The sequence below is a fragment of the Photobacterium ganghwense genome, from assembly GCF_017329545.1.
GTDB classification, from domain to species: domain Bacteria; phylum Pseudomonadota; class Gammaproteobacteria; order Enterobacterales; family Vibrionaceae; genus Photobacterium; species Photobacterium ganghwense.
Genome location: NZ_CP071325.1, coordinates 478,957 through 500,144, shown reverse-complemented (window position 1 = coordinate 500,144; position 21,188 = coordinate 478,957). Strand labels below are relative to the sequence as shown.

Here is a 21,188-nt window from a genome sequence, read left to right as displayed (position 1 = left end):
GCTTCGTTCCATAACCCCAAAGGTAAACCGACCCTACGATCAAGTTGGAGGATTCTACAGAATTTCGCCGCTAGTCGCTATCTTTCGGTATAGCATTTATCGCCAGGCTGGCTGAAACCGGTGTCCCCAACACGCGAATCAGGGTCGGCTGATAGGCACTGTCGCCTTCCAGGCGGGTGGCCAGACGACGCGCCAGCCATAACCCGGCCCCGGCAAATCCCAGTGCAGTCACAATCACACCCAGCTCACCGCCGCCGGCCAGCGACACAAACCACCACTGCCCGAGAATGGCACCCAGTACCAGGCCGAGCAGCGGCAACACATACACTAACAGAGCCGACTGAAGCATACTGCGCTCAGACAGCCCGATTTCAACCGTATCCCCGACGCTGGCTTTTTCCCGGGTGGCGATCGTGATTTCGTGACGCCGCCCCGGCAATGCCTTGGAGACGATGCCGGTTCCGCAACTGTCACGGGACCCACAACTGCCGCAGCTGGTCTGCTGCTGGCAACTGACGGTGATCCGCCCGGTCTCGACAGCCACTACCGTCGCCAAAGAGCGCATCATTGTGCTTTACCGCCGTCGGCAAAGACTACGGATTCTGCTACCCGCCGGGCCGTCGCAGGGGGAATATCTCCCACCACGGTGACTTCTTTGTCCTGCAGCATGTAGCTGTGCAAGGTACGACGCCCCTGACGAACCAGCTGCTCACGCACGGTAAAATGGTCAGCGGCTGAAATATAAATCGAGAAACTGAACAGCCCATCGCTGTACATTTTGCTCTCAACCGGACGCTCGGTCATCATCAGACGATGGCGGTTGCGGGACACGGATTCAAATCCCTGCGGTAGCCAGCTGACTTTCCAGTCCAGCTCCGCCTGAGGTTGCGGCGGCAACTGAACCACGGCAGGCAGTTCCACCGTCTTCAGGCTTTTCAATACGTCGCCCACTTTGGAATTGATCACATAAGACACCGCGCGATACTGCTCCAGCGGCTCACCGTCACGGTCCAGCAAGTCGGCACGCATGACCAGCTTACTGCGGGTATCAATCCACAACAGGTAGGAGTAACGTGCCCCGTCTTTCGGCGCAATTCGCACCACATCGCAGGCGACACCGGCCTCACGGGCCCGTCCCATAGAGATAAAATCGTAGTAACTGGCCAGTTCGTCAATGTTGGTACGCATGATCGGCGGCAGAGGTGCCACCATTTTGTTGCTTTCGATCGTGAAAGGATCCAGTCCGGGCTCGAAGTAGCTGACTTCGTGCCCACGCTGAATCACTTCGCGCGGCGGGCCGCTGAGGTACACCAGATGCGCAAAAACCTCGCCATCTTCCAGCGCATGACGATAGCGCAGAGGTTCAATACTGTTTTTCTTGATTAGGATGTACGACAGCTCATAGCTGAGTTCACGGCTAGCCTCATCCATTTGATGCAACAAAGCCTCGGCCGAAGAAGCGGTTTCTTCAGCAGAGGCTTGCAATGGCATCGCAAGGCTGACCAGTGTCATCACACCGACCAGAAATCTTTTCATTTACCCGCCAACAATTTAATTCGGTTCAAGCTTAATTCGATTCAAGCAATGTACGGTCAATGGTACCGTCTTCCGCATTCAGGCGTAATTGCAGCTCATAATCCTGAAGCATAGCGTTGATACGACGGCGCTGTTCCATGACCTGCTCTTCTGTCGGACCTGCGTGACGACGGTTTACTGAATCCGCTGTCAGGCTAACCGGTTCGGCTGTACCGGCAAACGGGATGGTTTCCAGCACAGATAGCTGAGAATCACCTGCACCCAGGTTCTCTTCCCCGCCATTGTACTGCTGCACCCCAACAATCACCGCCAGCGACACACACGCGGCGACGGCCACTTGCCCTACCTGAGTAAACCAGGCTGGCAAGGTACGTTTTGCCTGCTGAGGAGATGGCTGAGTCTCGACTTCCCGCGCCTGACGTGCCGTTGCGATCTGCACCACAGGTGCTGGTTCTGCAACAGATTCAGCTACGCCGGTGTGGGCTGGCTCGTTATCCAGTGCCAGTGCAACCCTTGCCGAAATATCCCAATCCTTGTTTTGCGGTGCTTCCCCGCGCATCACATCACCAATCAGGTTGAAATGCTGCCAGGTCTGCTGGCTGTCGTCATCGACTGCCAATGCATTGATAATGCTCTGATCCAGCTCTTCGCCATCTAATAATGCCGAAATCTTTTCTTTATCAGCCATCTTGTTCACCGTTTGGCCCAACACTAACGCTGTAAAAGGGGACGAATACGTTTCTCGACCGCCTCTCGCGCACGGAATATCCGAGATCTCACAGTTCCAACCGGGCAATCCATCACTTCAGCGATTTCTTCGTAGCTCAGGCCGTCAAGCTCGCGCAACGTAATCGCTGTTTTCAGATCGTCAGGTAATGCCTCAATGGTACTGAAAACAACCCGCTTTAATTCATCAGACAACATTTGATTCTCAGGGTTCGAAATTTCTTTCAGGGCATTGCCATTTTCGAAATATTCCGCGTCGTCAGCATCCACATCCGTTGCCGGCGGACGGCGCCCCTGGGCCACCAAATAATTTTTAGCCGTATTCACGGCGATACGGTACAACCATGTATAAAAAGCACTTTCCCCGCGAAACGTCGGCAGAGCACGATACGCTTTAATAAAGGCTTCCTGAGCAACATCCGGCACATCACCGGAGTTACCGACATATCTGGCCACTAAGTTGCAAACCTTATTCTGGTATTTCATAACCAGCAAATTAAAAGCCTGCTTGTCGCCTCGCTGTACCCGCTCGATTAATACCTGATCAGTTTGCTGCTCGCTCATCCGAGCGTGTACTCCTATATCTGTTTCACTCGATATTTCATCCGTATTGGTCGTTTGCACTGCGTTAACTTCCCCATGCCTGATGCGGCAACCGCCTCGACTCAGCAAGGGGAAAGCCTGCATGCCCATTCCAAAACTTTTGATAAAACACTATGAGCGTGAGCACTATGTAAGACACGGAGGACAAAGCAAAGTTCCCCGGCGAGAAATTATTTCTCATCAATAGTGCGCGATTTTTTGACTGTGATAAAGCAATATTGGCCATTCGGCCAAAACGGGCATTATAGCGTTTCACTGCTTAGATGTGTGAATCACTGGTCAAAAATGAACAATTTGGACAGAATTTGCTAAGATGGCGTGACTACCACAGGGATATGAAATCATTATGAACGAAAACCGCGAACATCAATGTGATGTGCTTGTGATCGGAAGTGGTGCTGCAGGACTTTCACTGGCGTTGCGTCTAGCGCCACTGGGCAAAGTGATTGTGCTGAGCAAAGGACCGCGCAGTGAAGGAGCCACCTATTATGCCCAGGGCGGCATTGCCGCTGTCTTTGATGAAGATGACAGCGTTGATTCTCACGTTGAGGATACCCAGATTGCTGGCGCCCACTTATGTGACGAGGACGTGGTGCGGTTTATCGCCGAAAATGCCAAGCACTGTGTGCAATGGCTGATTGACGGCGGAGTACCGTTTGATCGTGAAGACAGCGGCGACAGCGACCAGCCTCGCTATCACCTCACCCGCGAAGGCGGCCACAGCCACCGCCGTATTCTGCATGCCGCAGATGCCACCGGCATGGCAGTGCAGACCTCTCTGCAGGAAAATGTCCTCAACCATCCCAATATTGAAGTGCTTGAACGCCACAATGCACTGGATCTGATCACCAACCAGAAACTGGGCCGCACAGAGCAGCCTAACCGGGTATTGGGTGCCTATATCTGGAACCGGAATCGGGAAGCGGTTGAAACCGTGCGCGCTAAATTCGTCGTGCTGGCGACCGGCGGTGCCTCCAAAGTTTATCAGTACACCTCTAACCCGGATGTTTCATCCGGTGACGGCATCGCAATGGCCTGGCGCGCAGGCTGCCGGGTCGCCAACCTGGAATTCAACCAGTTCCACCCAACCTGCTTGTATCACCCGGAAGCCCGTAATTTCCTGCTGACCGAAGCCCTACGCGGCGAAGGTGCCTATCTGCGTCGTCCGGACGGCAGCCGCTTTATGCCGGACTTCGATGAACGCGCCGAGCTGGCCCCGCGTGATGTGGTGGCAAGGGCTATCGACTTTGAGATGAAACGTCTCGGTGCCGATTGCATGTACCTGGATATCAGCCACAGACCGGCTGATTTCGTGGCCAAGCATTTTCCGACCATTTACGAGAAGCTGCTGACGTTTGGCATCGATATTACCAAAGAGCCTATCCCTATCGTTCCGGCTGCACACTATACCTGCGGGGGTGTCGTGGTGGATAAATCCGGCAAAACCGACCTAGATGGCCTCTACGCGATCGGGGAAGTGAGCTACACCGGCCTGCATGGTGCCAACCGCATGGCTTCCAACTCGTTGCTGGAATGCGTGGTGTATGCCTGGGCAGCGGCAACCAGCATCGCCGAGCAACTCGATCAGGTCAGCCTGCCGGACAGCCTGCCGGGCTGGGATGAAAGTAAAGTCAGCAACTCTGATGAAGAAGTCGTGATTCAGCACAACTGGCACGAACTGCGCCTGTTCATGTGGGACTACATGGGGATTGTCCGTACCACCAAGCGTCTGGAGCGGGCGATGCGCCGGATTCAGTTACTGCAGGATGAGACCCACGAGTACTACAGCAACTTCCGGGTGTCGAACAACCTGCTGGAGCTGCGTAACCTGCTGCAAGTTGCCGAGCTGATGGTTCGCTGTGCGTTGGAACGAAAAGAAAGTCTGGGGCTGCATTACACCCTGGATTACCCGGAAGCGTCCGGTACGCCAGTTCCGACCATTCTGATCCCGGATCAGCCTTGCTGATACACCAGTCGATGATGACCAATAAAAAAGCGAGAGGCATTGCCTCTCGCTTTTTACTTTTTGCTATCCGCAGCGGGAGGCCTACACTCAAGGCCCCTCTCTGTTGTTACTTTCTGGCTTCCGTCACCACTATCTCATGCCAGATCGCTATCTCATACCAAGCGGCTTTCTTATACCAAGCCTCTTTCTTACATACCAAACCGCTATCTCATACCAAGCAGCGATCTCACACCTGATAGCCGTTTAACCGTGCGGAACCCGCTAGACGCGGTAAACCTCGATGGCTTTTTCCAGTCCGTGCGCCTGACTGGCTACCGCCTCAGCAGCCTGGGCATTTTCATGGGCTACCGTGGAATTCAGGCTGGTGATATCCCGAATCGCCGTGACATTCTGGCCAATCTCTTCCGATACCATGCTCTGCTGCTCCACCGCTGTGGCAATCTGGGTACTGGTATCCATGATCTGCTGAATATCGGCCATGATTTGCTGAATTTTCAGCTCGGCACTGTCCGCCTGACACACACTGCTTTCACCCAGCGAACGGCAGCGGTTGATATGTTCGACCACCTGATCCGTTTGCCCTTGCAGCGAACCAATAATAGTGGTGATCTCTTCCGTCGACTGGCGGGTACGCAGTGCCAGCGAGCGAACTTCATCAGCCACCACGGCAAAACCCCGCCCCTGCTCACCGGCTCGGGCCGCCTCAATCGCGGCATTCAGGGCCAGCAGGTTAGTCTGCTCGGCGATCGCTTTGATCACATCCAGCACTGAGCCGATGTTATCCGACAGGGTCGACAGGCTGGCCACTTCGTCACTGGCCTGGCTTAAATCCTGAGACAGCACACCGATTTGCTGTTTGGTCGCACTGACCTCTGCCAGCCCGGCTTCCGCTCCGCGATAGCAGTTATCGGCATTGGCCGCGGCCGTTTCAGTGTTGGCCGCGATATCACGAATTGTCACCCCCATCTCGGTGATTGCCGTTGCGACAGAGTCCGTTTCACCCTGTTGCTGCAGCATTGCCTGCTCCGAGTCCTGACTGCGTTGTTGCAATTGCACTGACGCCGGGCCCAGTTCCGTGATCGCGGTTTGCACTTCACCTATCAACTTGCGCAGGTTTGCCAGCAGGTAGTTGAAATTCGCAGCAATGTCCGCCAATTCATCATTACCTTGGGTGTCAGCCGTTTTACGCAGGTCGTGGCTGGCAGCAATTTCACGCATCAAATCGCCCAGTGAAGACAGCCGTTGCTGAATCGAACGACTGATCCAGCCGGACAGCACGAGCAAAGCAATGACCACCAGCACAACCGCTGCCAGGGTCGCAGTGACGGTTGTCCGCTGCGCGGTGACCACTTCTTCGCGCAAATGGGTTTTCAGACCGGCAAAGGTACTTTCGACCTGATGGGAGTAGCTGCGGATTTCTCCGCGCAGTCCGCTGTTATGGTCGAGGCCAATCATACGCAACTGATCAAGAACACGGCGGGCAACCATCTCATACTGGGTAAACGCGGTGCCCATTGCCGGCATCAAACGTGGCTGCAACTGAGTCAGCAGGGTCTGGAATTCATCGGCATTTTGCGGGCTGGCATCCAACACCAGCATTTTGCCCGCCAAAGTCAGGCGAAAAACCGTGTCATAGTGTTCAGGATAGGCTCCGGCAGCATTGACCAGCGCAGAAGCGGAAGCAAAAAACGTTTTCAGCATGCCCTGCTCATGACTCAGCCCCAGTTGCTGATAGGCCGCGATCAGGTTCATCATGCCCGTGGCATAGCTTTGCATCGCCGAAGTCAGCGTTGACTGTTCCGGCAACGCCAGATCCAGCTCGCGCACATCCTGCAGCAATGATTGTTCCAGCACCTGAAAATTCGCCAGATTTTCTTCAAACCGGGTACGGTATTTGGTGTCCATCCGCATCAGGAAATCTTTCTCGTTCCGACGCAGGTTAAGCAGCGAGACTTCCATCTCACTGACGGTTGTCACAGACTGGTTGATACGCACAACCTGTTCATTGGCCAGCCAACTCATAAACAACACAGCCGTCAGGGCGACAGCTGACAGTACTGTCAACCCGACCAATTTATGTTTTATTTTCATTGTTACCCTTTCTACTCCGTCTGACGCGTCCACAACATTGCGCCTGCTCCCTGTGTCGGCCTGCGCCGCAAATCCTGAAGCACCCAAGCGACGATTATTCGCTTAGCCTGCTTCGAACGCACATTTATCCATCAGGATGCAGTGAAAGGCGGACAAAAACAGCTGAAAATAAAGACAGGCAAGAAAGACTGACGAAAAAGGAAACAGATTAAACAGGAAGCGATATAAGACAAGAACGATGCAGGCAAAAATGATGAGAAGCCGCCGCCGACGGATAAAAGACCAAACAGTCGGCGCACTGAGAGTACCAGCCGCGAACCTCCGGATGTTGCCGCTCAGCCGTCAAGCGCATCCGGATAACGGCCGAACAGGGCCAGGCTGCGATAGGCTTCGAAATCGCAGCGATCCGGCGCGATGACCAGCCAGCGGCTACCGGCCGCGCCCTGAACCTTAAACACCATGATCCAGGCGGTACAGATTTTGGCATTCACCAACAGCCAGTCTTGCCCCTGCCAATGCAGCTTACGTCCGGCAAAAAGCTGTATCCGGCCAGAATCCTGACTGTGTGCCAGTGCCAGGTGCCACCCTTCGTGAAACAGCAACAGCAGCCATGCCACAACCAGCGAGAGCGGCACCGACAGCCACCAGGCAGAAAGCAGCAAAAGAAAAACCGCACTGGCATACAACAATGCCAGTGCGGTCATCAGTAACGCGGAAGGTCTCAGCGTAAAATCAGCGAAGCTTGCTGTTGTTGTGGGCAACAATCTTGTCCACCATGGCAGCATGTGCCGGGTTATCACTGCGGCCGTGCTGCATAACCCAGTTAAACAGATCCGGATCATCACAGGTCAGCAGAGAAACGAAGTCCAGTTGCTCCTGCTCGGTAAGTGCGTCAAAACACTCTTCAAAAAACGGCATAATGATCACGTCCAGCTCCAGCATCCCACGGCGGCATGCCCACTTTACTCGTGCTTTTTCATCTGCACTCAACATGTTACAACCTCAAGCTGATTTTCTGAGCCGGCCTGCAGCACCACAACAACAGGGTGTGGCCCCCGCCTGGCCGGTCGTTAACAATGCACCCAATACTAGCAGCCAGCCCCGCCGCCGACTATGCGCCAGCGCAAGCAAACCGCCAAGTTGAGAGCTAGGATCAATTTTCCGGCAGCATTCCCGGCATTTCATCCAGCCAGTAAACCAATTCCGACCAATAACCTCAGGTATTGATGCTGACAAATGCCAATAAGGTCTTTAACATAGCCAGAAATGATCTGTGCCAGCCCGGGCCGTCTGAAGATCTTACGGGCAGGCAGTTGGGGTCACCTATACTTGTCAATTTCACCCACCGCCGAAGCCGCATTTCAGGCTGTTTTCGTCGGTGCAGCAAATCACGGATATCCTATGAGCACCTGGTCTGAAACCTTACATTTTGACACGCTTTCATTGGCCCCAGCCGATCCTCTGCCGGCCCTGGCACTGGTTGATCTGGCCAGCTGGGCTCTGGTGACTTTGGTCGGCGACGACAAGAAATCTTACCTGCACGGTCAAGTTACCTGCGATGTGGTCTCTCTGGCTGCGGATCAGTCTACGCTGGGCGGCCATTGTGATGCCAAAGGCAAAATGCGCACCATTTTCCGTCTGTTCCATCATCATGATGGTTATGGCTTTGTTCAGCGCCGTAGCGTCATGGCCACGCAACTGCCGGAATTGAAAAAGTACGCGGTATTTTCGAAAGTAGACATTGCCGAAAGTAATGATGTGCTGCTCGGCCTGACCGGTAGCGACGCAACGGCCCGCATCGACAGCCTGTTTGGCGGTAGCGGTGATGTGCGCCCAATCCCTGGCGGTACCGCCGTCAAAGTTGATGACCAGCGTTGGTTACTGGCCGTGGAACCAGCTCAGGCACAGACCCTTGCGGAGCAGCTCAGCGACGCAATCCTGAGTGATGATACGCTGTGGGATCTGTACGACATTCGTGCCGCGATCCCTCGGGTTGACGGCGCCACAGAACTGGAGTTTATCCCGCAGGCAGTGAACCTGCAGGCGCTGGACGGCATCAGCTTTAAGAAAGGCTGTTACACCGGCCAGGAAACCGTGGCACGCGCCAAATACCGCGGCATCAACAAACGTGCGATGTACATCGTCAGTGGCCCGGCGGCACGCTGTCCGCAGGCAGGCGATGCGCTGGAGCGCAGTGTGGGTGAGAACTGGCGTAAAGGCGGCACAATTATCGCGGGTTACCTGTTCAATGACGGTACCGCGATTGCCCTGGTTGGCCTGCCAAACGATCTGGAAGAAGACACGCAGTTCCGTTTGGCGGAACAAGAGGGCATCTGGCATAAACTGCCACTGCCTTACTCACTGGAAGAAAACGCGTAAGTTATGCAAACCCCCGTCACCATTTTTCTGGATCACGAAGGGGTGGCATACCGGCTGCTGCCCCACCAGCAGCCGGCCAAAACCATTGAGGAAGCCGCCCGCGAGCGCGGGGTTGATCCCCGCCATATGGTTAAGTCTATCCTGCTCAGGGATATGAGCGGCTTTCATGTGCTGGCCTGTGTTCCGGGGCTGGCTCAGGTCGACCCGACAAAAGTCCGGGCCATGTTCGGCTGCCGCCGGATGACCTGTGCTGATGCGAGGGATGTCGAAAAAGTCACGGGACTGGTGATCGGGACAGTTGCCCCCATTGGGTTGAAACAAACGCTGCCAGTGATTTTTGATCACAGTATCACCCGCCTGCAACGGGTCAATATCAGCAGTGGTGACCGGATGGCCGGGATCGAACTCGATACCGAAGATCTGCTCCTGCTCTGCGATCCCCTGTTTGCGGATATCTGCCGCTAGGAGTGCCGGGCATGAGCAATATTAACTGGCGCGGTGTCGACCTCAACCTGCTGATCGCATTCTCAGCGTTGATGGAAACCCGCAGTGTCACTAAGGCCGCGAACAAGCTGTCGATTGGCCAGTCGGCCATGAGCCACAACCTGTCACGGCTGCGCACTCTGCTCGATGACCCGCTGTTTGAACGAAACGGCCACCAGATGATCGCCACGGCCAAAGCGCTGGAGCTGGCTCCCGTGGTCGATCTGATCCTGCAGTTGATCACGACAGAAATACTCCAGCCGGGGGCGTTTGATCCCGAGCACTACACCGGGCTGTTCAAAATTGGCCTGACCGATTACGCCGAACTGCTGTTTGCACCGGCCCTGTTTGATGCCATTCAGCAGGCGGCCCCCCGCAGCCAACTCAGCTTTTATCACGTCGATCGCAACAATTATCAGCAAGCGGCCGAAACCCACGGCATCGATGTGCTGATCGGCTCGATGACCAACCTGCCCCGAGAGTTTGACTCACAGTATCTCTATACCGAAGATCATGTGTGCCTGTTTGATGCCAAGGCGACCGGGTTGTCAGTTCCAATTGATCTGGCGCGTTATATCCAGACCCCGCAGGCGCTGGTGTCTCCGGATGGGCAGTTGGCCAGCCAGGTTGACCAGCAACTGCAGCAGCAAGGTTTTCAGCGCCACATTGCCGTTGGCTCAAGTAACTTTCTGACGATCCGCCACCTGTTGACCGGCCGCAACCTGCTGTGTGTCGTCTCGACCCTGATGGCCCGGCTTGATATGTTCAATGACAGCCTCAGCCAGTGCCCGCCACCGGTCACCATTCCCGATTTTGACATCAATATGGTATGGCTGAAGCGCAATGCCAGCCATCCGCGCCTCGCCTGGCTGCGTCAGTGTGTGCGTCAGACCATCACAGCGCGGGTCACAGAGCTCAGACAACCAGACTGACTCAATTACGAGGCGTAGTGGCCAGATCCTTATTGCTTTTCTCTTCGCTGTAAAAACGTTAAGCCAGATTGGCTTCAACGTTTAACAATCAACGCTTAACAATCAACGCTTAACAATCAAGGCTCAACCCCGGTCTGGGCTACGGCTTGTCGCGGCGCCTGGCTCCTGAATCTGATACAGCTTATGCTCGTCGCAGGGCGAGTCACAATCGCACTCTTTCTCGATGCCGACGTTGGCCAAGCCGCCACAGCTCCCCTGAATCGTTTTTTTCTTCACGATCCAGCCAATTGCCATCGCCCCAATCACCACCAAAAAAATCAGTACAGTCAGCAGATAGGTCATAACTTCACACCTCCCAGACGCGTCAGTCCTGTCATGGTTGCCGCTCTTGTCATACCAATTTTAGCGGTTACTGCGCCTTTGGGTTTACCACAACCGCAGCCACAACTGCCTTTTTCCCGCTTGCAGGGACGCCCCTGAGACGACTCAGTCAGCGTCTCTTTTGGCACCTCACCATTGAGCACAGCCGCAAGCGACGAGCGGGCCGGTACGCGGATCATGGTCAATCCGGCCTGCAGCAACCTCGCCAGCGAGCGTTGTCCCACATTGCCTAAAATCAGCGTCGTCACCCCCTGCGCCAGTAAAGCCTGCTGAAGCTGCTTTTTATAGCGGCAGCCCATGGCTCGCCCTTGCGGATTCTCCAGCCGTGCGACTTCCCGGTTCTGCTCATCGACAATGACAAAAACGGCGGCTTTACCGAAGTGACCGGCAACATCTGAATGAGCGGTTAATGCTATTGCTACTGACATGGCTTATTCCTTTTCACAATGAGACGGAGTCAGCTCTAATGCCATTCCTTGTACCAGCGCTTGGGCCACTTTGTGGCGCGCTCTGGCCAGAATGTTCCCCAAGGTCTGCCGGGAAATGCCCATTTCAGTGGCAGCAGCCTGCTGTTGCAGTCCCTGCAAGTCCACTAACTTGAGCGCTTCCAGTTCATCAGCCGCCAGCGGCAAACAGGCCAGCGCCGACATCGGGACGCCATTGGGTTTAAAGCACTGGTAAGCCGGACGACAACCTATCCGGCGGGGTTTCAAAGGTCTGGGCATTGGCACTCCGTCATTAATCAACGCCATTATTATTGGCATATGCCAATAACCGGCTTTGATCTGGCGCAGGAAACCGGTTGAGAGATCAGACCTTTTTACATTTTCAGCATTTTCTTCTGTCCGGTATAAAAATCTGATAGGAATTCTATCAATCCTGTAATCGCCTGATACTGCTGCGCATAAACTCAATACCCGTCTCTTTTTCCAAATTTCACGATAACTTACTAATAAAGCAGAAATATTTATAAGAAATGCAAACCAGGAACCGCCAACCCACTGTCAGAAAACTTAATTACCATTGATAATAAACAGAATAAAACTCCAATACTGACCATATATGCAACAGATTTTCAAAATGAAGATCTATTTAACTTTGTTATTATGCTGAAGCTATCACAAAAGCGTCATGCATGTTGTTTTATACTTCAGGCCGTCAAAAACATAAGGAAAGGTTGGCTAATTATGCGAATGTTCAAACGCTACGTGCCTAAAATGATTGCAAAGCACGTCAGTCGTTTATTCAGTGGAAGGATCTACATTGACGGCCGGGGCGGGTATGAATTTGACAACGGCCAGTTGCTGGTGCCGGTCAAAGCACAGCAACGTCACTACGACACCGTTAACGAAATTAACGGTGAAATCCGGCGGATGCGGGAAAATAATCAACGATAACAAAGCCGTTCCCGTAGGCAAAACAAGCCCACCTTCGGTGCAACCGGTGGGCTTTAATGACAACGCCAGACAGTCTGGCCACGGAGAGCAATACTGACAACCGGCTTAATCGTCTTCGTCGGCCACCAGATCCATGTAACTGTCAGAGTCCAGTAGATCCTCAAATTCGCTCTCGTCATCCACTTTAATCTGAAACAGCCAGCCATCCCCGTACGGATCATTATTGACCAGCTCAGGCGCCCCCTCTAATTCTTCATTGATCGCCACCACAAAGCCGGTCAGCGGGGCGTAGATATCCGACGCCGCCTTCACCGATTCTGCCACAGCGCAGTCTTCCCCGGCTTCGGTCGCCGCATCCACTTCCGGCAGCTCAACAAACACCATATCACCCAGCAGCGACTGCGCGTGATCGGTGATCCCTACGGTATAAATACCGTCCCCTTCCGGGCGGACCCACTCATGGGTATTGGTAAACTTCAGTTCAGACGGAATATAGCTCATGACGAAACTTCCTTATGAAAGCCTGCAAAGCGTCGCCTTCCGGTCGCACCGTGCAGCATCGTTAATTTCAGGTTATGAGCCTGGAGTCAGGAGTGCCCGGTCAAAAAGATCCTGCAATAAGTGACATAGACTCAATTTTTTCCTGATATTTACTGTAGGAGAAAAATCCGAAAAAGGAATACAAAAAACGGGTGGTTTTTTATACAGAAACAACCCAATAAAAAACCGCTCTCTGAGCGGTTTTTTCACGGCGTTTGTGATCTCAGGAGAGACCGCGAGGGATTAATACCTGGCCAGCTCCGGCAACTCGCCGGATAAACCCAGCGCCCGGCGCATGAATTCGTCTTTCAGCCCCGGGGCTTTGTCAGCCAGCAACATGCCCAAATCACGCACCAGTTTCTTGGCCGGATGGCTGCCGTCAAACAGGTCGCGGAAGCCCTGCATCGCAGTGATCATTTTCGCAGCTTCGGCCTTACGCCAACGTTCATACGGACGTAACTTGGCCTTTTTGCCGATGTCCTGATCCGCCAACCAAAGCTGTTTCAGCTCTTGGGCCAGACTGGCCGCATCCAGCAGGCCAAGGTTGACGCCCTGCCCCGCCAGTGGATGAATGGTGTGCGCGGCATCGCCGACCAGTGCCACTCGATCACGAACAAAGTCCCGGGCATAGCGCATTTTAAGCGGAAATGCCTGACGTTCGCCTTCAACCCGGCACAGCCCCAACTGGCCGTCAAACGCCGAAGTCAGCTCCCGATTGAATGCTTCGTCAGACAGTGTACACAAGCGCTCTGCCTCTTCCGGGGCAACTGACCAGACAATCGAGCACAGATGGCTGTCTGACAGCGGCAGGAAGGCCAGCGGGCCTTGCGGGCGGAAAATCTGTCGCGCGGTCTGCTGATGCGGTTCTTCACAGCGTATATTGGCCACAATGGCACTGTGTCCGTAATCCCAGTGAGTCAGAGGAATATCCAGTTGCTGGCGCAGCCAGGAATTAGCGCCGTCAGCCCCAACCACCAGTTTGGCCGTCAGGTGTTTGCCCGAAGCCAGCGTCAGCCATGCTTCGGTTTCCCCAAACGCGATGCTTTGACAACGCTCCGGCATCATCAGACTGACCATAGGTAATTGTTTCACCCGCTCCAGCAAAGCGAGCTGAATCACCCGGTTCTCCACGATGTGTCCCAGGTTAGGCTGTGCCAGACGGGCAGCGTCAAACGAGATACGGGCAAAGCTGTCCTGCTCCCAGACCTGCATTTTGTCATATGCCGCCATCCGGCGTCCGGCGATGCCTTCCCAGGCTCCCAGACGACGCAGAATTCGCTCACTCGCCCGACTGAGCGCAGAGACCCGCACGTCCGGCAGGGCCGACAGTTCCGGTTCAGGCTGATGCCCTTCAATGACAGCGACTCGTAATTCTGTCTCAGCCAGGGCCGCCGCCAGCGTCAGCCCGACCATTCCGCCGCCGATAATGGCAACATCCACACTCTGCATCATGGTTATCTTTCTACCTGTCCCATTGCCCGGCGAACCAGCGGGCCTTTCACTACATCCATCGCTCCCATGGCCATCAGGCCGACATTGCGACCGGCCACAAGAGGAAAACTATCATTGGCAAACAGCCCGACCAGCCCTGTGGTCATCGCCACCGTGGCATCACGATCTGCCTCCCGGCGCTGACGATAACGGCTGAGAACGGCTGCGCTCCCGGCATCCTCACCGGCAGCCACACCCGTTGCGATTTCTTCGGCCAGGCTCATGACATCACGCAGGCCGAGGTTAAAACCCTGTCCCGCGATAGGGTGCAAGGTTTGCGCGGCATTGCCCACCACGGCCACCCGGTGTGATGTCAGGCGCTCAGACTGGCGAAGCAGCAACGGATAGGCACTGCGGCGACCGGTTTTCACCAGCTCGCCCAAACGCCAGCCAAAGGCCTGTTGCAGCTGTGCCAGAAAAGTCTCGTCATCCCAGCCCATCACTTCGTCACGGGCTTCCGGGCGGATACACCACACTAGTGAACTGCGTCCTTCGGTCATCGGCAGCAGGGCCAATGGTCCTTGTGGGGTGAAGCGCTCAAACGCCCGCCCCTGATGCGGTTCGGCAGTGGTGATGTTGGCAATCACCGCAATCTGGTCAAAATCATACTCGCTGCGACCGATATTGAGCATCTCGCAACAACCGGACAACGCGCCATCCGCCGCCACCAGCAGTTTGGCCTGCAGGCTGTCGCCATTATCAAGCACCAGATCCACTGCATCCTGATGACGGGTAATGCCGGTGATCATGGCTGGGCAAAGCAAGTCCACGTTTGTCAGGTCAGCCAGCTGATGGTGAAACACCCGCCCGGCATCAGCCAGTTCAATCACATAGCCCAGCGCATCCACGGCGATATCCCGCCGATCGATCCGAACCAGTCCGGCATGGCCGCGATCCGAAACATGAATATGGTCGATCGGGGTGGCCACCGGTGCCAGCGTGTCCCAGCAGCCGATCTTTTCAAGGAGGTTCGCTGACCCCAGCGAAAGGGCGATACTTCGGGCATCATAACCCGGGTGATCCACCAGATTTGGCGCCACGGCTTCAACCACCGCGACACGGAGCTGACCGGCGGTCAGCTTGTGCAGCGCAATGGCCAGGGTTGCCCCGGCCATCGCACCGCCCGCAATGACGACATCGTACTGCTTCACATCCTGTCCCTTATGTTACTGCCCCGCCCCTCAGTGCAAGGTCGGTTTTTGCGCTGATGCGGCATCATCAGCCAGGTCGCCATTCACCGGCTCATCACTGCTCGCATCGCGGCGCTGGCTGAGGCCAATCAGGCACACCATCACACACTCCGGCACATATGCCGCAATGTTATCGAACAGCATCGCCTGCTCGTCCATATCTTCCGTATCATCAATCCCGAGCTTGGCAATTTCTTCCAGCGCTTCAATTGCTTCGGTCACATCTTCCGATAAGGCTTTCTTATCTAGTCCCATCAATCCCAGGCCGGAAATAAAATTCGTCACCCACTCACTCAGGGCTTCGGCACGCAGCATCAGATCACCATCCTGCTCCGGCAGCAACAGCGACACAGTGAGTTCGACCTCGTTCAGCTCTGCGCCTGTTGAGGTAAACAGAGTATTGAGTAAGCCACTCAGTTCATGAGCCGCAGCATCGTACACCGCACGCACCAGCGTTTTCGCGCCATCGGTCAGCGGTTCGCCCTGATTGGCATAATCGCACACCGGAGCCAGCCATTGTTCGCCGTCCAGCTCGAGACCGCCGCAGATCATCCCACTCAGCAGACCGTGAAGTTCGGCCGGGGTGGCGGTCAGCCCATGCTCTTTCAGCATTGGCTCAAGGGATTCATAGGTGGGCAATTTTACTTCGCTCATGCGTTGTTCGCCTTCATGTCATGGGTGTCAATCTTAATTGTGGTATGCTACCACTTATACGAAAGCGCAGTCACTCGGCATTTCCCGCCTCTGGGACAGGATTGCCCCAATCTGGTTAAGATCTGATTAGTTAATCACCTTTCAGGACAAAGCGTGATGCGCCAACTTGCATGTTTCTCGGGCTTTTTCTATATTGAGCCCACACGTGTATCGCAAGCGGAATGCCATGTTTATGACTGGCACGGAGCAGATGAAAAGGTTATGAGTAACCAGGCAGTAGAAATTAAGGTTTATGGTCGTGTCTTTAAAGTTAATTGTCCTTCCGGGCAAGAAGATGCGCTGCGTGCTTCGGCCGCCGACTTTGATCAGCGCCTGCATGATCTGTCTGAGCGAACGAAAATCAGCAATCTTGAGCAGCTGCTGATGTTTACCGGCCTGAATGTCTGTAACGAACTGCATAACGAACGCCATGAACAACAGCGCAATGAAGAAAAACTAACCAACAGAATCAACGAGATGGAAGATTTGTTGGAGAAAGCATTGCAATATCAGCCTGAGCGTTGATAATGAATTGACCCTGGGGTGTACGTCAGCGGATTAACGTCCCCGAGCCGATAAGCAAAAAACCAGGATCTGCTTTTATTAGCTATTGAGCATGCTCGGCATGTACCGAGAAGCCTACGGTTAATGTTGCTGATCCACCTTGAACATCTGGTTCAAGGGCCACAATTCGCAACGGCACCTTGGGGTACCTCCACATATTGTGACGAGCGTCGCGAGTCACTTTCTGTCACTCTTAACGATCGCTCTCCAACAACGTCAATGGATGACCTATGCGATCAGCAATTCACCCGGATGCTACCCGTCAGCACATTCGCCAGATTATTCGCCAGCATCGCCGGGCACTTACTCCCGACCAGCAGCAACTAGCCGCACAAGATTTACTTGAGCATTGTCAGCAGTCTGCCACCCTGCTCCACGCGCAGCACATTGCCCTCTATCTGGCCAACGACGGCGAACTCGATACCCAACCGGTCATTGACTGGCTCTGGCATCAGGGAAAATCGGTCTACCTGCCAGTCCTGCACCCCTTCAGCAAAGGCAATCTGCTGTTTTTGCACTACACCCCGGACACCCGAATGACCGCGAACCGCTACCAGATCCGAGAGCCGATGCTGGATATTCGCCTGGTGAAGCCGATTACCGAACTGGATGTGATTGCAACCCCGCTGGTCGCGTTTGACAACACCGGCCAGCGTCTGGGCATGGGCGGCGGCTACTACGACCGCACCTTAAACCGCTGGCACCAAGAGCGCCAAGGGCCCCGCCCGATAGGCCTTGCCCACGACTGCCAGCAGGTCGACACCCTGCCCGTTGAGGCCTGGGACGTGCCGTTGCCGGAGATCATCACCCCGTCTTACCATTTTCATTGGTAGTACCTGGCAACTATCACTGTCCGCTCACGCCGCGCCAGGCAAACGATTGGCTCCTCATTGTGGGACAGACGGCCCCTGGTCAAAATTTAAATCTATGTTATTAAAAGAATTATCTTTTTTCGGCGAATAACACAGCATATCGCTTGGGAGATAAGGACTGACGGCAGGCCATCATTTGGCTATAATCGTCGCTCCGCGCAACGTTTGTCATCATTAGGAGAAAAGCATGACACAAGATGAAATGAAAAAAGCTGCCGGCTGGGCTGCTCTGGAATATGTCAAAAAAGGCAGTATCGTGGGTGTCGGCACCGGTTCGACAGTTAATCACTTCATCGATGCGTTAGCGACCCGTAAAGAAGAAATTCAGGGCGCAGTATCCAGCTCCGTCGCTTCGACAGAGCGTTTGGAAAAAATCGGGATTCCTGTCTTCGATGCCAACGAAGTGTCCAGCCTGGACGTATATGTTGACGGCGCAGATGAAATCAACGGCGAGTTCGACATGATCAAAGGTGGCGGTGCCGCTCTGACCCGTGAAAAAATTGTTGCCGCGATTGCCAAGAAGTTCATCTGTATTGTCGATGACACTAAGCAGGTCGATGTGCTGGGCCAGTTCCCGCTGCCGGTTGAAGTGATTCCAATGGCCCGTTCTTTCATTGGCCGTGAGCTGGTAAAGCTGGGCGGCGATCCGGTATACCGTGAAGGTTGTGTTACCGACAACGGCAACATCATTCTGGATGTGCACAACATGCAGATCACTGATCCGAAAACGCTGGAAGACCAAATTAACGCCCTGCCGGGTGTCGTTACGGTCGGTCTGTTTGCACACCGCGGCGCTGATGTCCTGCTGGTTGGTTCTCCGGAAGGCGTGAAAACTTTCGAAAAATAAGCGATTTGGCTTTCATCTCGTTATTGAGTTTCAAAACGGCATAATATATGCCGTTTTTTCTTATCAATCCTGTAATATTCTTACCCTTCCTGCGCATTTTTTGGTAACGTAAAAGCCTGCATGTAAGCAATTGTAATTTGTGGCGCTCATGGATGGCCCGCATACAGGAAATCTGTTCCTTCCTTTTCCTGCCTCTGCCTCGCTCCCATGAGCCCCTCCCTTCGCCCCAAGTGTTGTTAAGGATGAGTATCAATGGCAAAAGTTTCACTGGATAAAGAAAAGATAAAAATTCTGCTGCTCGAAGGCATCCACCCTTCAGCAATCGAAGTGTTGCAGCAGGCTGGCTACACCAACATCGAGTACCACAAAGGCTCCCTCTCCGGAGAGGAACTGCTGACTGCCATTGAAGACGTTCACTTTATCGGGATCCGATCCCGCACTCAGCTGACTGACGAAGTTTTCGAAGCGGCGAAGAAACTGACCGCGGTAGGCTGTTTCTGTATCGGAACCAACCAAGTAGATCTGGATGCAGCGACTAAGCGCGGTATTCCGGTCTTTAACGCACCGTTCTCTAATACCCGTAGTGTCGCGGAACTGGTACTGGGTGAAATTTTGCTACTGCTACGCGGCGTGCCGGAGAAAAATGCCAAAGCTCACCGTGGTGAGTGGCTGAAATCAGCGGATAACTCTTACGAAGCACGTGGTAAGCGCCTGGGTATTATCGGCTACGGCCACATCGGTACACAGCTGGGTATTCTGGCGGAGAATCTGGGTATGCACGTGTACTACTACGACATCGAAAACAAGCTGTCGCTGGGTAATGCAACACAGGTGGCGTCCCGTACTGAACTGCTGAACATGTGTGACGTGATCAGCCTGCATGTGCCGGAAACGCACGATACTCAAAATATGATGGGGCCGGAAGAATTTGCACTGATGAAGCCGGGCTCAATCTTTATCAATGCTGCTCGCGGCACCGTTGTCGACATCGACGCGCTGTGCTCTGCGCTGGAAAGCAGCCACCTGGCTGGTGCGGCGATCGACGTCTTCCCGGTAGAGCCGAAGACCAACAACGATCCGTTCGAAACGCCACTGAGCAAATTTGACAACGTACTGCTGACGCCGCACATCGGCGGTTCCACTCAGGAAGCCCAAGCCAATATCGGTATCGAAGTTGCCGGTAAGATGGCGAAATACTCAGACAATGGTTCGACCCTGTCGGCCGTTGGCTTCCCGGAAGTATCGCTGCCTGAACACCGCAACTGCTCGCGCCTGCTGCACATTCACGAAAACCGTCCGGGTATCCTGAACCAGATCACGACGATCTTTGCTTCAGACGGCATCAACATTGCCGCGCAGTACCTGCAAACCGGGCCGGAAATCGGCTACGTGGTAATTGATGTCGAAACCGAGCGCGCAGAAGAAGCCTTAACGAAACTGAAAGCGATCGACGGCACAATCCGCGCCCGTATCCTGCACTAAGTCACTGAGACTGAGTTGCGTGACGGGGATAAACGCGACAACCAGCCCCGTCCGACAAGCGATTGAAACAAAAAAGCGAGAGGCCAGCCTCTCGCTTTTTGATTCTGTTACCTGACGACGCAGAGTCCGTCAGCCATCACTCCGTGTTTTGCATTTCAGCCCCGCTTTAGCGGCATGTCAGCAACGTAATTAATCCTGAAGCTTAAAGGTGACATCCACCTGATCGCGGATCACGATCTGAGTGTCCTGATAGCCCATAGATTTTTCCATTGCCGGAGCATCCATCGCCATGCGCATCATCACTGGACGCGGGTAGCTGGTCTGGTAGTTAATCTGCCAAACGCCATCCAGCTTCTCGCCAAATCCATCAGCCAGAGACTTGGCTTTTTCCATCGCATCTTTTACCGCAGCCTGACGCGCCTGATCTTGATACTCTTTTTCATTGCTGACTTTCAGCTCGATATTATTGATGCGATTGATGCCGTCGCCCAACGCATTGTCGAGATAGGTATTCAGCTTATCCAGTGAGTTCACGGTGACCGTGATGTAACGGCTGGCACGGTAGCCTTTCAGTTCTGGCTCTTGGTCTTTCGGATAATGGTACTGCGGCTGCAGATTAATATTGGCGCTCTGGATCTGGCTGCGATCCAGACCTTCTTTCAGCAGGCGATCCACAAATGCGGTTACCGCTTTATCTGCGGCCTCTTTGGCTGCTTTAGCTGTCGGACGCAGCTCTTCCACCGCGACAGAAAAAACGGCCATATCCGGCTGTGCCGTCACTTCACCGTGACCGGTGGTTTGTAGGTGAGGAACCGAAACGTTGGCAGATGCCACGCCGCTCAGCCCCATCAAACTCATACCCAGCATTGCAGCAACTAGTGGTTTTTTCATCGTGATTTCCTGTTCGTTTTACGAAATATATCCTTTCGACAACTCGTCACCACAAAAAATTCCCATTCTAGTGAAATTTTTTGTACATTGTTTTATTTATCATTAACGATCATCCTGCACAGCC

Annotated in this window: 24 protein-coding genes and 1 other RNA gene; 10 read left to right on the top strand and 15 right to left on the bottom strand. The window is 54.2% G+C overall.

From position 1 onward, the window contains the following. Positions 1-70: 70 nt before the first annotated feature. From FH974_RS02490 to rpoE, 4 genes are read right to left on the bottom strand one after another with little or no spacing between them, the layout of a single operon-like run. Entirely contained in the window at positions 71-568 is a 498-nt protein-coding gene (locus FH974_RS02490; protein ID WP_047886849.1) for a SoxR reducing system RseC family protein, read from the bottom strand. After that, positions 565-1,536 carry a sigma-E factor regulatory protein RseB gene (rseB, locus tag FH974_RS02485; protein ID WP_047886848.1) on the bottom strand — a complete coding sequence of 324 codons (972 nt, stop codon included), beginning with the start codon at positions 1,534-1,536 and terminating at the stop codon, positions 565-567. The genes FH974_RS02490 and rseB overlap by 4 nt, the downstream gene beginning before the upstream one ends. A gap of 31 nt (positions 1,537-1,567) precedes the next feature. Further along, complete coding sequence (locus tag FH974_RS02480) at positions 1,568-2,224, bottom strand: RseA family anti-sigma factor (RefSeq protein ID WP_047886847.1); 657 nt, start codon at positions 2,222-2,224, stop codon at positions 1,568-1,570. Between the two features lie 23 nt (positions 2,225-2,247). Further along, a complete protein-coding gene (rpoE, locus tag FH974_RS02475; RefSeq protein ID WP_047886846.1) occupies positions 2,248-2,826 on the bottom strand; it encodes an RNA polymerase sigma factor RpoE in 579 nt (192 codons plus the stop codon). A gap of 385 nt (positions 2,827-3,211) precedes the next feature. Here rpoE and nadB point away from each other — a divergent pair, with 385 nt between their 5' ends. Then, positions 3,212-4,831, top strand: coding sequence for an L-aspartate oxidase (gene nadB / locus FH974_RS02470; protein WP_207103474.1), 1,620 nt, complete (start codon positions 3,212-3,214; stop codon positions 4,829-4,831). 261 nt (positions 4,832-5,092) lie between these two features. On the opposite strand, the gene FH974_RS02465 is transcribed toward nadB, so the two are convergent. The 3 genes from FH974_RS02465 to FH974_RS02455 form a co-directional block, all read right to left on the bottom strand. Then, positions 5,093-6,922, bottom strand: coding sequence for a methyl-accepting chemotaxis protein (locus FH974_RS02465; RefSeq protein ID WP_047886844.1), 1,830 nt, complete (start codon positions 6,920-6,922; stop codon positions 5,093-5,095). Between the two features lie 335 nt (positions 6,923-7,257). Continuing rightward, on the bottom strand, positions 7,258-7,683 hold the full coding sequence (locus tag FH974_RS02460; RefSeq protein ID WP_169776054.1) for a protein YgfX: 426 nt from the start codon (positions 7,681-7,683) through the stop codon (positions 7,258-7,260). Next, a complete protein-coding gene (locus FH974_RS02455; RefSeq protein WP_047886842.1) occupies positions 7,655-7,915 on the bottom strand; it encodes an FAD assembly factor SdhE in 261 nt (86 codons plus the stop codon). The genes FH974_RS02460 and FH974_RS02455 overlap by 29 nt, the downstream gene beginning before the upstream one ends. Before the next feature lie 408 nt (positions 7,916-8,323). On the opposite strand from FH974_RS02455, the gene ygfZ reads away from it, so the two are divergent. From ygfZ to FH974_RS02440, 3 genes are read left to right on the top strand one after another with little or no spacing between them, the layout of a single operon-like run. Continuing rightward, positions 8,324-9,301 carry a tRNA-modifying protein YgfZ gene (gene ygfZ / locus FH974_RS02450; RefSeq protein WP_047886907.1) on the top strand — a complete coding sequence of 326 codons (978 nt, stop codon included), beginning with the start codon at positions 8,324-8,326 and terminating at the stop codon, positions 9,299-9,301. 3 nt (positions 9,302-9,304) lie between these two features. Next, positions 9,305-9,766: an aminoacyl-tRNA deacylase gene (locus FH974_RS02445; protein ID WP_047886841.1), complete on the top strand. Its 462-nt coding sequence runs from the start codon at positions 9,305-9,307 to the stop codon at positions 9,764-9,766. Between the two features lie 11 nt (positions 9,767-9,777). Continuing rightward, positions 9,778-10,716, top strand: coding sequence for a LysR family transcriptional regulator (locus FH974_RS02440; protein ID WP_047886840.1), 939 nt, complete (start codon positions 9,778-9,780; stop codon positions 10,714-10,716). A 123-nt stretch (positions 10,717-10,839) separates the two neighbouring features. Here FH974_RS02440 and nqrM read toward each other — a convergent pair whose 3' ends face one another. Genes nqrM through FH974_RS02425 form a run of 3 tightly spaced genes read right to left on the bottom strand, consistent with a single transcriptional unit; the run spans position 10,840 to position 11,822 of the window. After that, the gene (gene nqrM, locus FH974_RS02435; protein ID WP_047886839.1) at positions 10,840-11,058 is read right to left on the bottom strand and encodes a (Na+)-NQR maturation NqrM; all 219 of its coding nucleotides are present in this window, start codon (positions 11,056-11,058) and stop codon (positions 10,840-10,842) included. Then, positions 11,055-11,525, bottom strand: coding sequence for a NifB/NifX family molybdenum-iron cluster-binding protein (locus FH974_RS02430; RefSeq protein WP_047886838.1), 471 nt, complete (start codon positions 11,523-11,525; stop codon positions 11,055-11,057). The genes nqrM and FH974_RS02430 overlap by 4 nt, the downstream gene beginning before the upstream one ends. A gap of 3 nt (positions 11,526-11,528) precedes the next feature. After that, on the bottom strand, positions 11,529-11,822 hold the full coding sequence (locus tag FH974_RS02425; RefSeq protein WP_047886837.1) for a DUF134 domain-containing protein: 294 nt from the start codon (positions 11,820-11,822) through the stop codon (positions 11,529-11,531). 462 nt (positions 11,823-12,284) lie between these two features. Here FH974_RS02425 and FH974_RS02420 point away from each other — a divergent pair, with 462 nt between their 5' ends. Further along, the gene (locus tag FH974_RS02420; protein WP_047886836.1) at positions 12,285-12,494 is read left to right on the top strand and encodes a DUF1107 domain-containing protein; all 210 of its coding nucleotides are present in this window, start codon (positions 12,285-12,287) and stop codon (positions 12,492-12,494) included. Positions 12,495-12,599: 105 nt separating this feature from the next. Here FH974_RS02420 and gcvH read toward each other — a convergent pair whose 3' ends face one another. The 4 genes from gcvH to FH974_RS02400 all read right to left on the bottom strand — a co-directional run bounded on the left by gcvH (position 12,600) and on the right by FH974_RS02400 (position 16,369). Beyond that, positions 12,600-12,995 carry a glycine cleavage system protein GcvH gene (gcvH, locus tag FH974_RS02415; RefSeq protein ID WP_047886835.1) on the bottom strand — a complete coding sequence of 132 codons (396 nt, stop codon included), beginning with the start codon at positions 12,993-12,995 and terminating at the stop codon, positions 12,600-12,602. Positions 12,996-13,277: 282 nt separating this feature from the next. Beyond that, complete coding sequence (locus FH974_RS02410) at positions 13,278-14,486, bottom strand: FAD-dependent 2-octaprenylphenol hydroxylase (protein WP_207103473.1); 1,209 nt, start codon at positions 14,484-14,486, stop codon at positions 13,278-13,280. Between the two features lie 2 nt (positions 14,487-14,488). Next, positions 14,489-15,676: a 2-octaprenyl-6-methoxyphenyl hydroxylase gene (gene ubiH / locus FH974_RS02405; RefSeq protein WP_084712668.1), complete on the bottom strand. Its 1,188-nt coding sequence runs from the start codon at positions 15,674-15,676 to the stop codon at positions 14,489-14,491. 30 nt (positions 15,677-15,706) lie between these two features. Then, complete coding sequence (locus FH974_RS02400; protein WP_047886834.1) at positions 15,707-16,369, bottom strand: UPF0149 family protein; 663 nt, start codon at positions 16,367-16,369, stop codon at positions 15,707-15,709. A gap of 261 nt (positions 16,370-16,630) precedes the next feature. Here FH974_RS02400 and zapA point away from each other — a divergent pair, with 261 nt between their 5' ends. From zapA to serA, 5 genes are all read left to right on the top strand, one after another. Then, positions 16,631-16,933, top strand: a complete 303-nt coding sequence (gene zapA, locus FH974_RS02395) for a cell division protein ZapA (RefSeq protein ID WP_047886904.1) — start codon at positions 16,631-16,633, stop codon at positions 16,931-16,933. A gap of 7 nt (positions 16,934-16,940) precedes the next feature. After that, a non-coding RNA gene (gene ssrS / locus FH974_RS02390) (6S RNA) lies at positions 16,941-17,123 on the top strand. Between the two features lie 79 nt (positions 17,124-17,202). Then, entirely contained in the window at positions 17,203-17,805 is a 603-nt protein-coding gene (locus FH974_RS02385; RefSeq protein ID WP_047886833.1) for a 5-formyltetrahydrofolate cyclo-ligase, read from the top strand. A 226-nt stretch (positions 17,806-18,031) separates the two neighbouring features. Continuing rightward, a complete protein-coding gene (rpiA, locus tag FH974_RS02380) occupies positions 18,032-18,691 on the top strand; it encodes a ribose-5-phosphate isomerase RpiA (RefSeq protein WP_047886832.1) in 660 nt (219 codons plus the stop codon). Between the two features lie 252 nt (positions 18,692-18,943). Continuing rightward, entirely contained in the window at positions 18,944-20,173 is a 1,230-nt protein-coding gene (gene serA / locus FH974_RS02375) for a phosphoglycerate dehydrogenase (protein ID WP_047886831.1), read from the top strand. Positions 20,174-20,362: 189 nt separating this feature from the next. Here the strand turns inward: serA and FH974_RS02370 are convergent, their stop codons facing one another. Beyond that, positions 20,363-21,064: an oxidative stress defense protein gene (locus FH974_RS02370; RefSeq protein ID WP_047886830.1), complete on the bottom strand. Its 702-nt coding sequence runs from the start codon at positions 21,062-21,064 to the stop codon at positions 20,363-20,365. Positions 21,065-21,188: the final 124 nt, after the last annotated feature.

Coding starts and splice junctions, on each gene's coding strand:
- FH974_RS02490 (WP_047886849.1), bottom strand. CDS start 568: ATGATGCGCTCTTTGGCGACGGTAGTGGCTGTCGAGACCGGGCGGATC.
- rseB (WP_047886848.1), bottom strand. CDS start 1,536: ATGAAAAGATTTCTGGTCGGTGTGATGACACTGGTCAGCCTTGCGATG.
- FH974_RS02480 (WP_047886847.1), bottom strand. CDS start 2,224: ATGGCTGATAAAGAAAAGATTTCGGCATTATTAGATGGCGAAGAGCTG.
- rpoE (WP_047886846.1), bottom strand. CDS start 2,826: ATGAGCGAGCAGCAAACTGATCAGGTATTAATCGAGCGGGTACAGCGA.
- nadB (WP_207103474.1), top strand. CDS start 3,212: ATGAACGAAAACCGCGAACATCAATGTGATGTGCTTGTGATCGGAAGT.
- FH974_RS02465 (WP_047886844.1), bottom strand. CDS start 6,922: ATGAAAATAAAACATAAATTGGTCGGGTTGACAGTACTGTCAGCTGTC.
- FH974_RS02455 (WP_047886842.1), bottom strand. CDS start 7,915: ATGTTGAGTGCAGATGAAAAAGCACGAGTAAAGTGGGCATGCCGCCGT.
- ygfZ (WP_047886907.1), top strand. CDS start 8,324: ATGAGCACCTGGTCTGAAACCTTACATTTTGACACGCTTTCATTGGCC.
- FH974_RS02445 (WP_047886841.1), top strand. CDS start 9,305: ATGCAAACCCCCGTCACCATTTTTCTGGATCACGAAGGGGTGGCATAC.
- FH974_RS02440 (WP_047886840.1), top strand. CDS start 9,778: ATGAGCAATATTAACTGGCGCGGTGTCGACCTCAACCTGCTGATCGCA.
- nqrM (WP_047886839.1), bottom strand. CDS start 11,058: ATGACCTATCTGCTGACTGTACTGATTTTTTTGGTGGTGATTGGGGCG.
- FH974_RS02430 (WP_047886838.1), bottom strand. CDS start 11,525: ATGTCAGTAGCAATAGCATTAACCGCTCATTCAGATGTTGCCGGTCAC.
- FH974_RS02425 (WP_047886837.1), bottom strand. CDS start 11,822: ATGCCCAGACCTTTGAAACCCCGCCGGATAGGTTGTCGTCCGGCTTAC.
- FH974_RS02420 (WP_047886836.1), top strand. CDS start 12,285: ATGCGAATGTTCAAACGCTACGTGCCTAAAATGATTGCAAAGCACGTC.
- gcvH (WP_047886835.1), bottom strand. CDS start 12,995: ATGAGCTATATTCCGTCTGAACTGAAGTTTACCAATACCCATGAGTGG.
- FH974_RS02410 (WP_207103473.1), bottom strand. CDS start 14,486: ATGATGCAGAGTGTGGATGTTGCCATTATCGGCGGCGGAATGGTCGGG.
- FH974_RS02400 (WP_047886834.1), bottom strand. CDS start 16,369: ATGAGCGAAGTAAAATTGCCCACCTATGAATCCCTTGAGCCAATGCTG.
- zapA (WP_047886904.1), top strand. CDS start 16,631: ATGAGTAACCAGGCAGTAGAAATTAAGGTTTATGGTCGTGTCTTTAAA.
- FH974_RS02385 (WP_047886833.1), top strand. CDS start 17,203: ATGCGATCAGCAATTCACCCGGATGCTACCCGTCAGCACATTCGCCAG.
- rpiA (WP_047886832.1), top strand. CDS start 18,032: ATGACACAAGATGAAATGAAAAAAGCTGCCGGCTGGGCTGCTCTGGAA.
- serA (WP_047886831.1), top strand. CDS start 18,944: ATGGCAAAAGTTTCACTGGATAAAGAAAAGATAAAAATTCTGCTGCTC.
- FH974_RS02370 (WP_047886830.1), bottom strand. CDS start 21,064: ATGAAAAAACCACTAGTTGCTGCAATGCTGGGTATGAGTTTGATGGGG.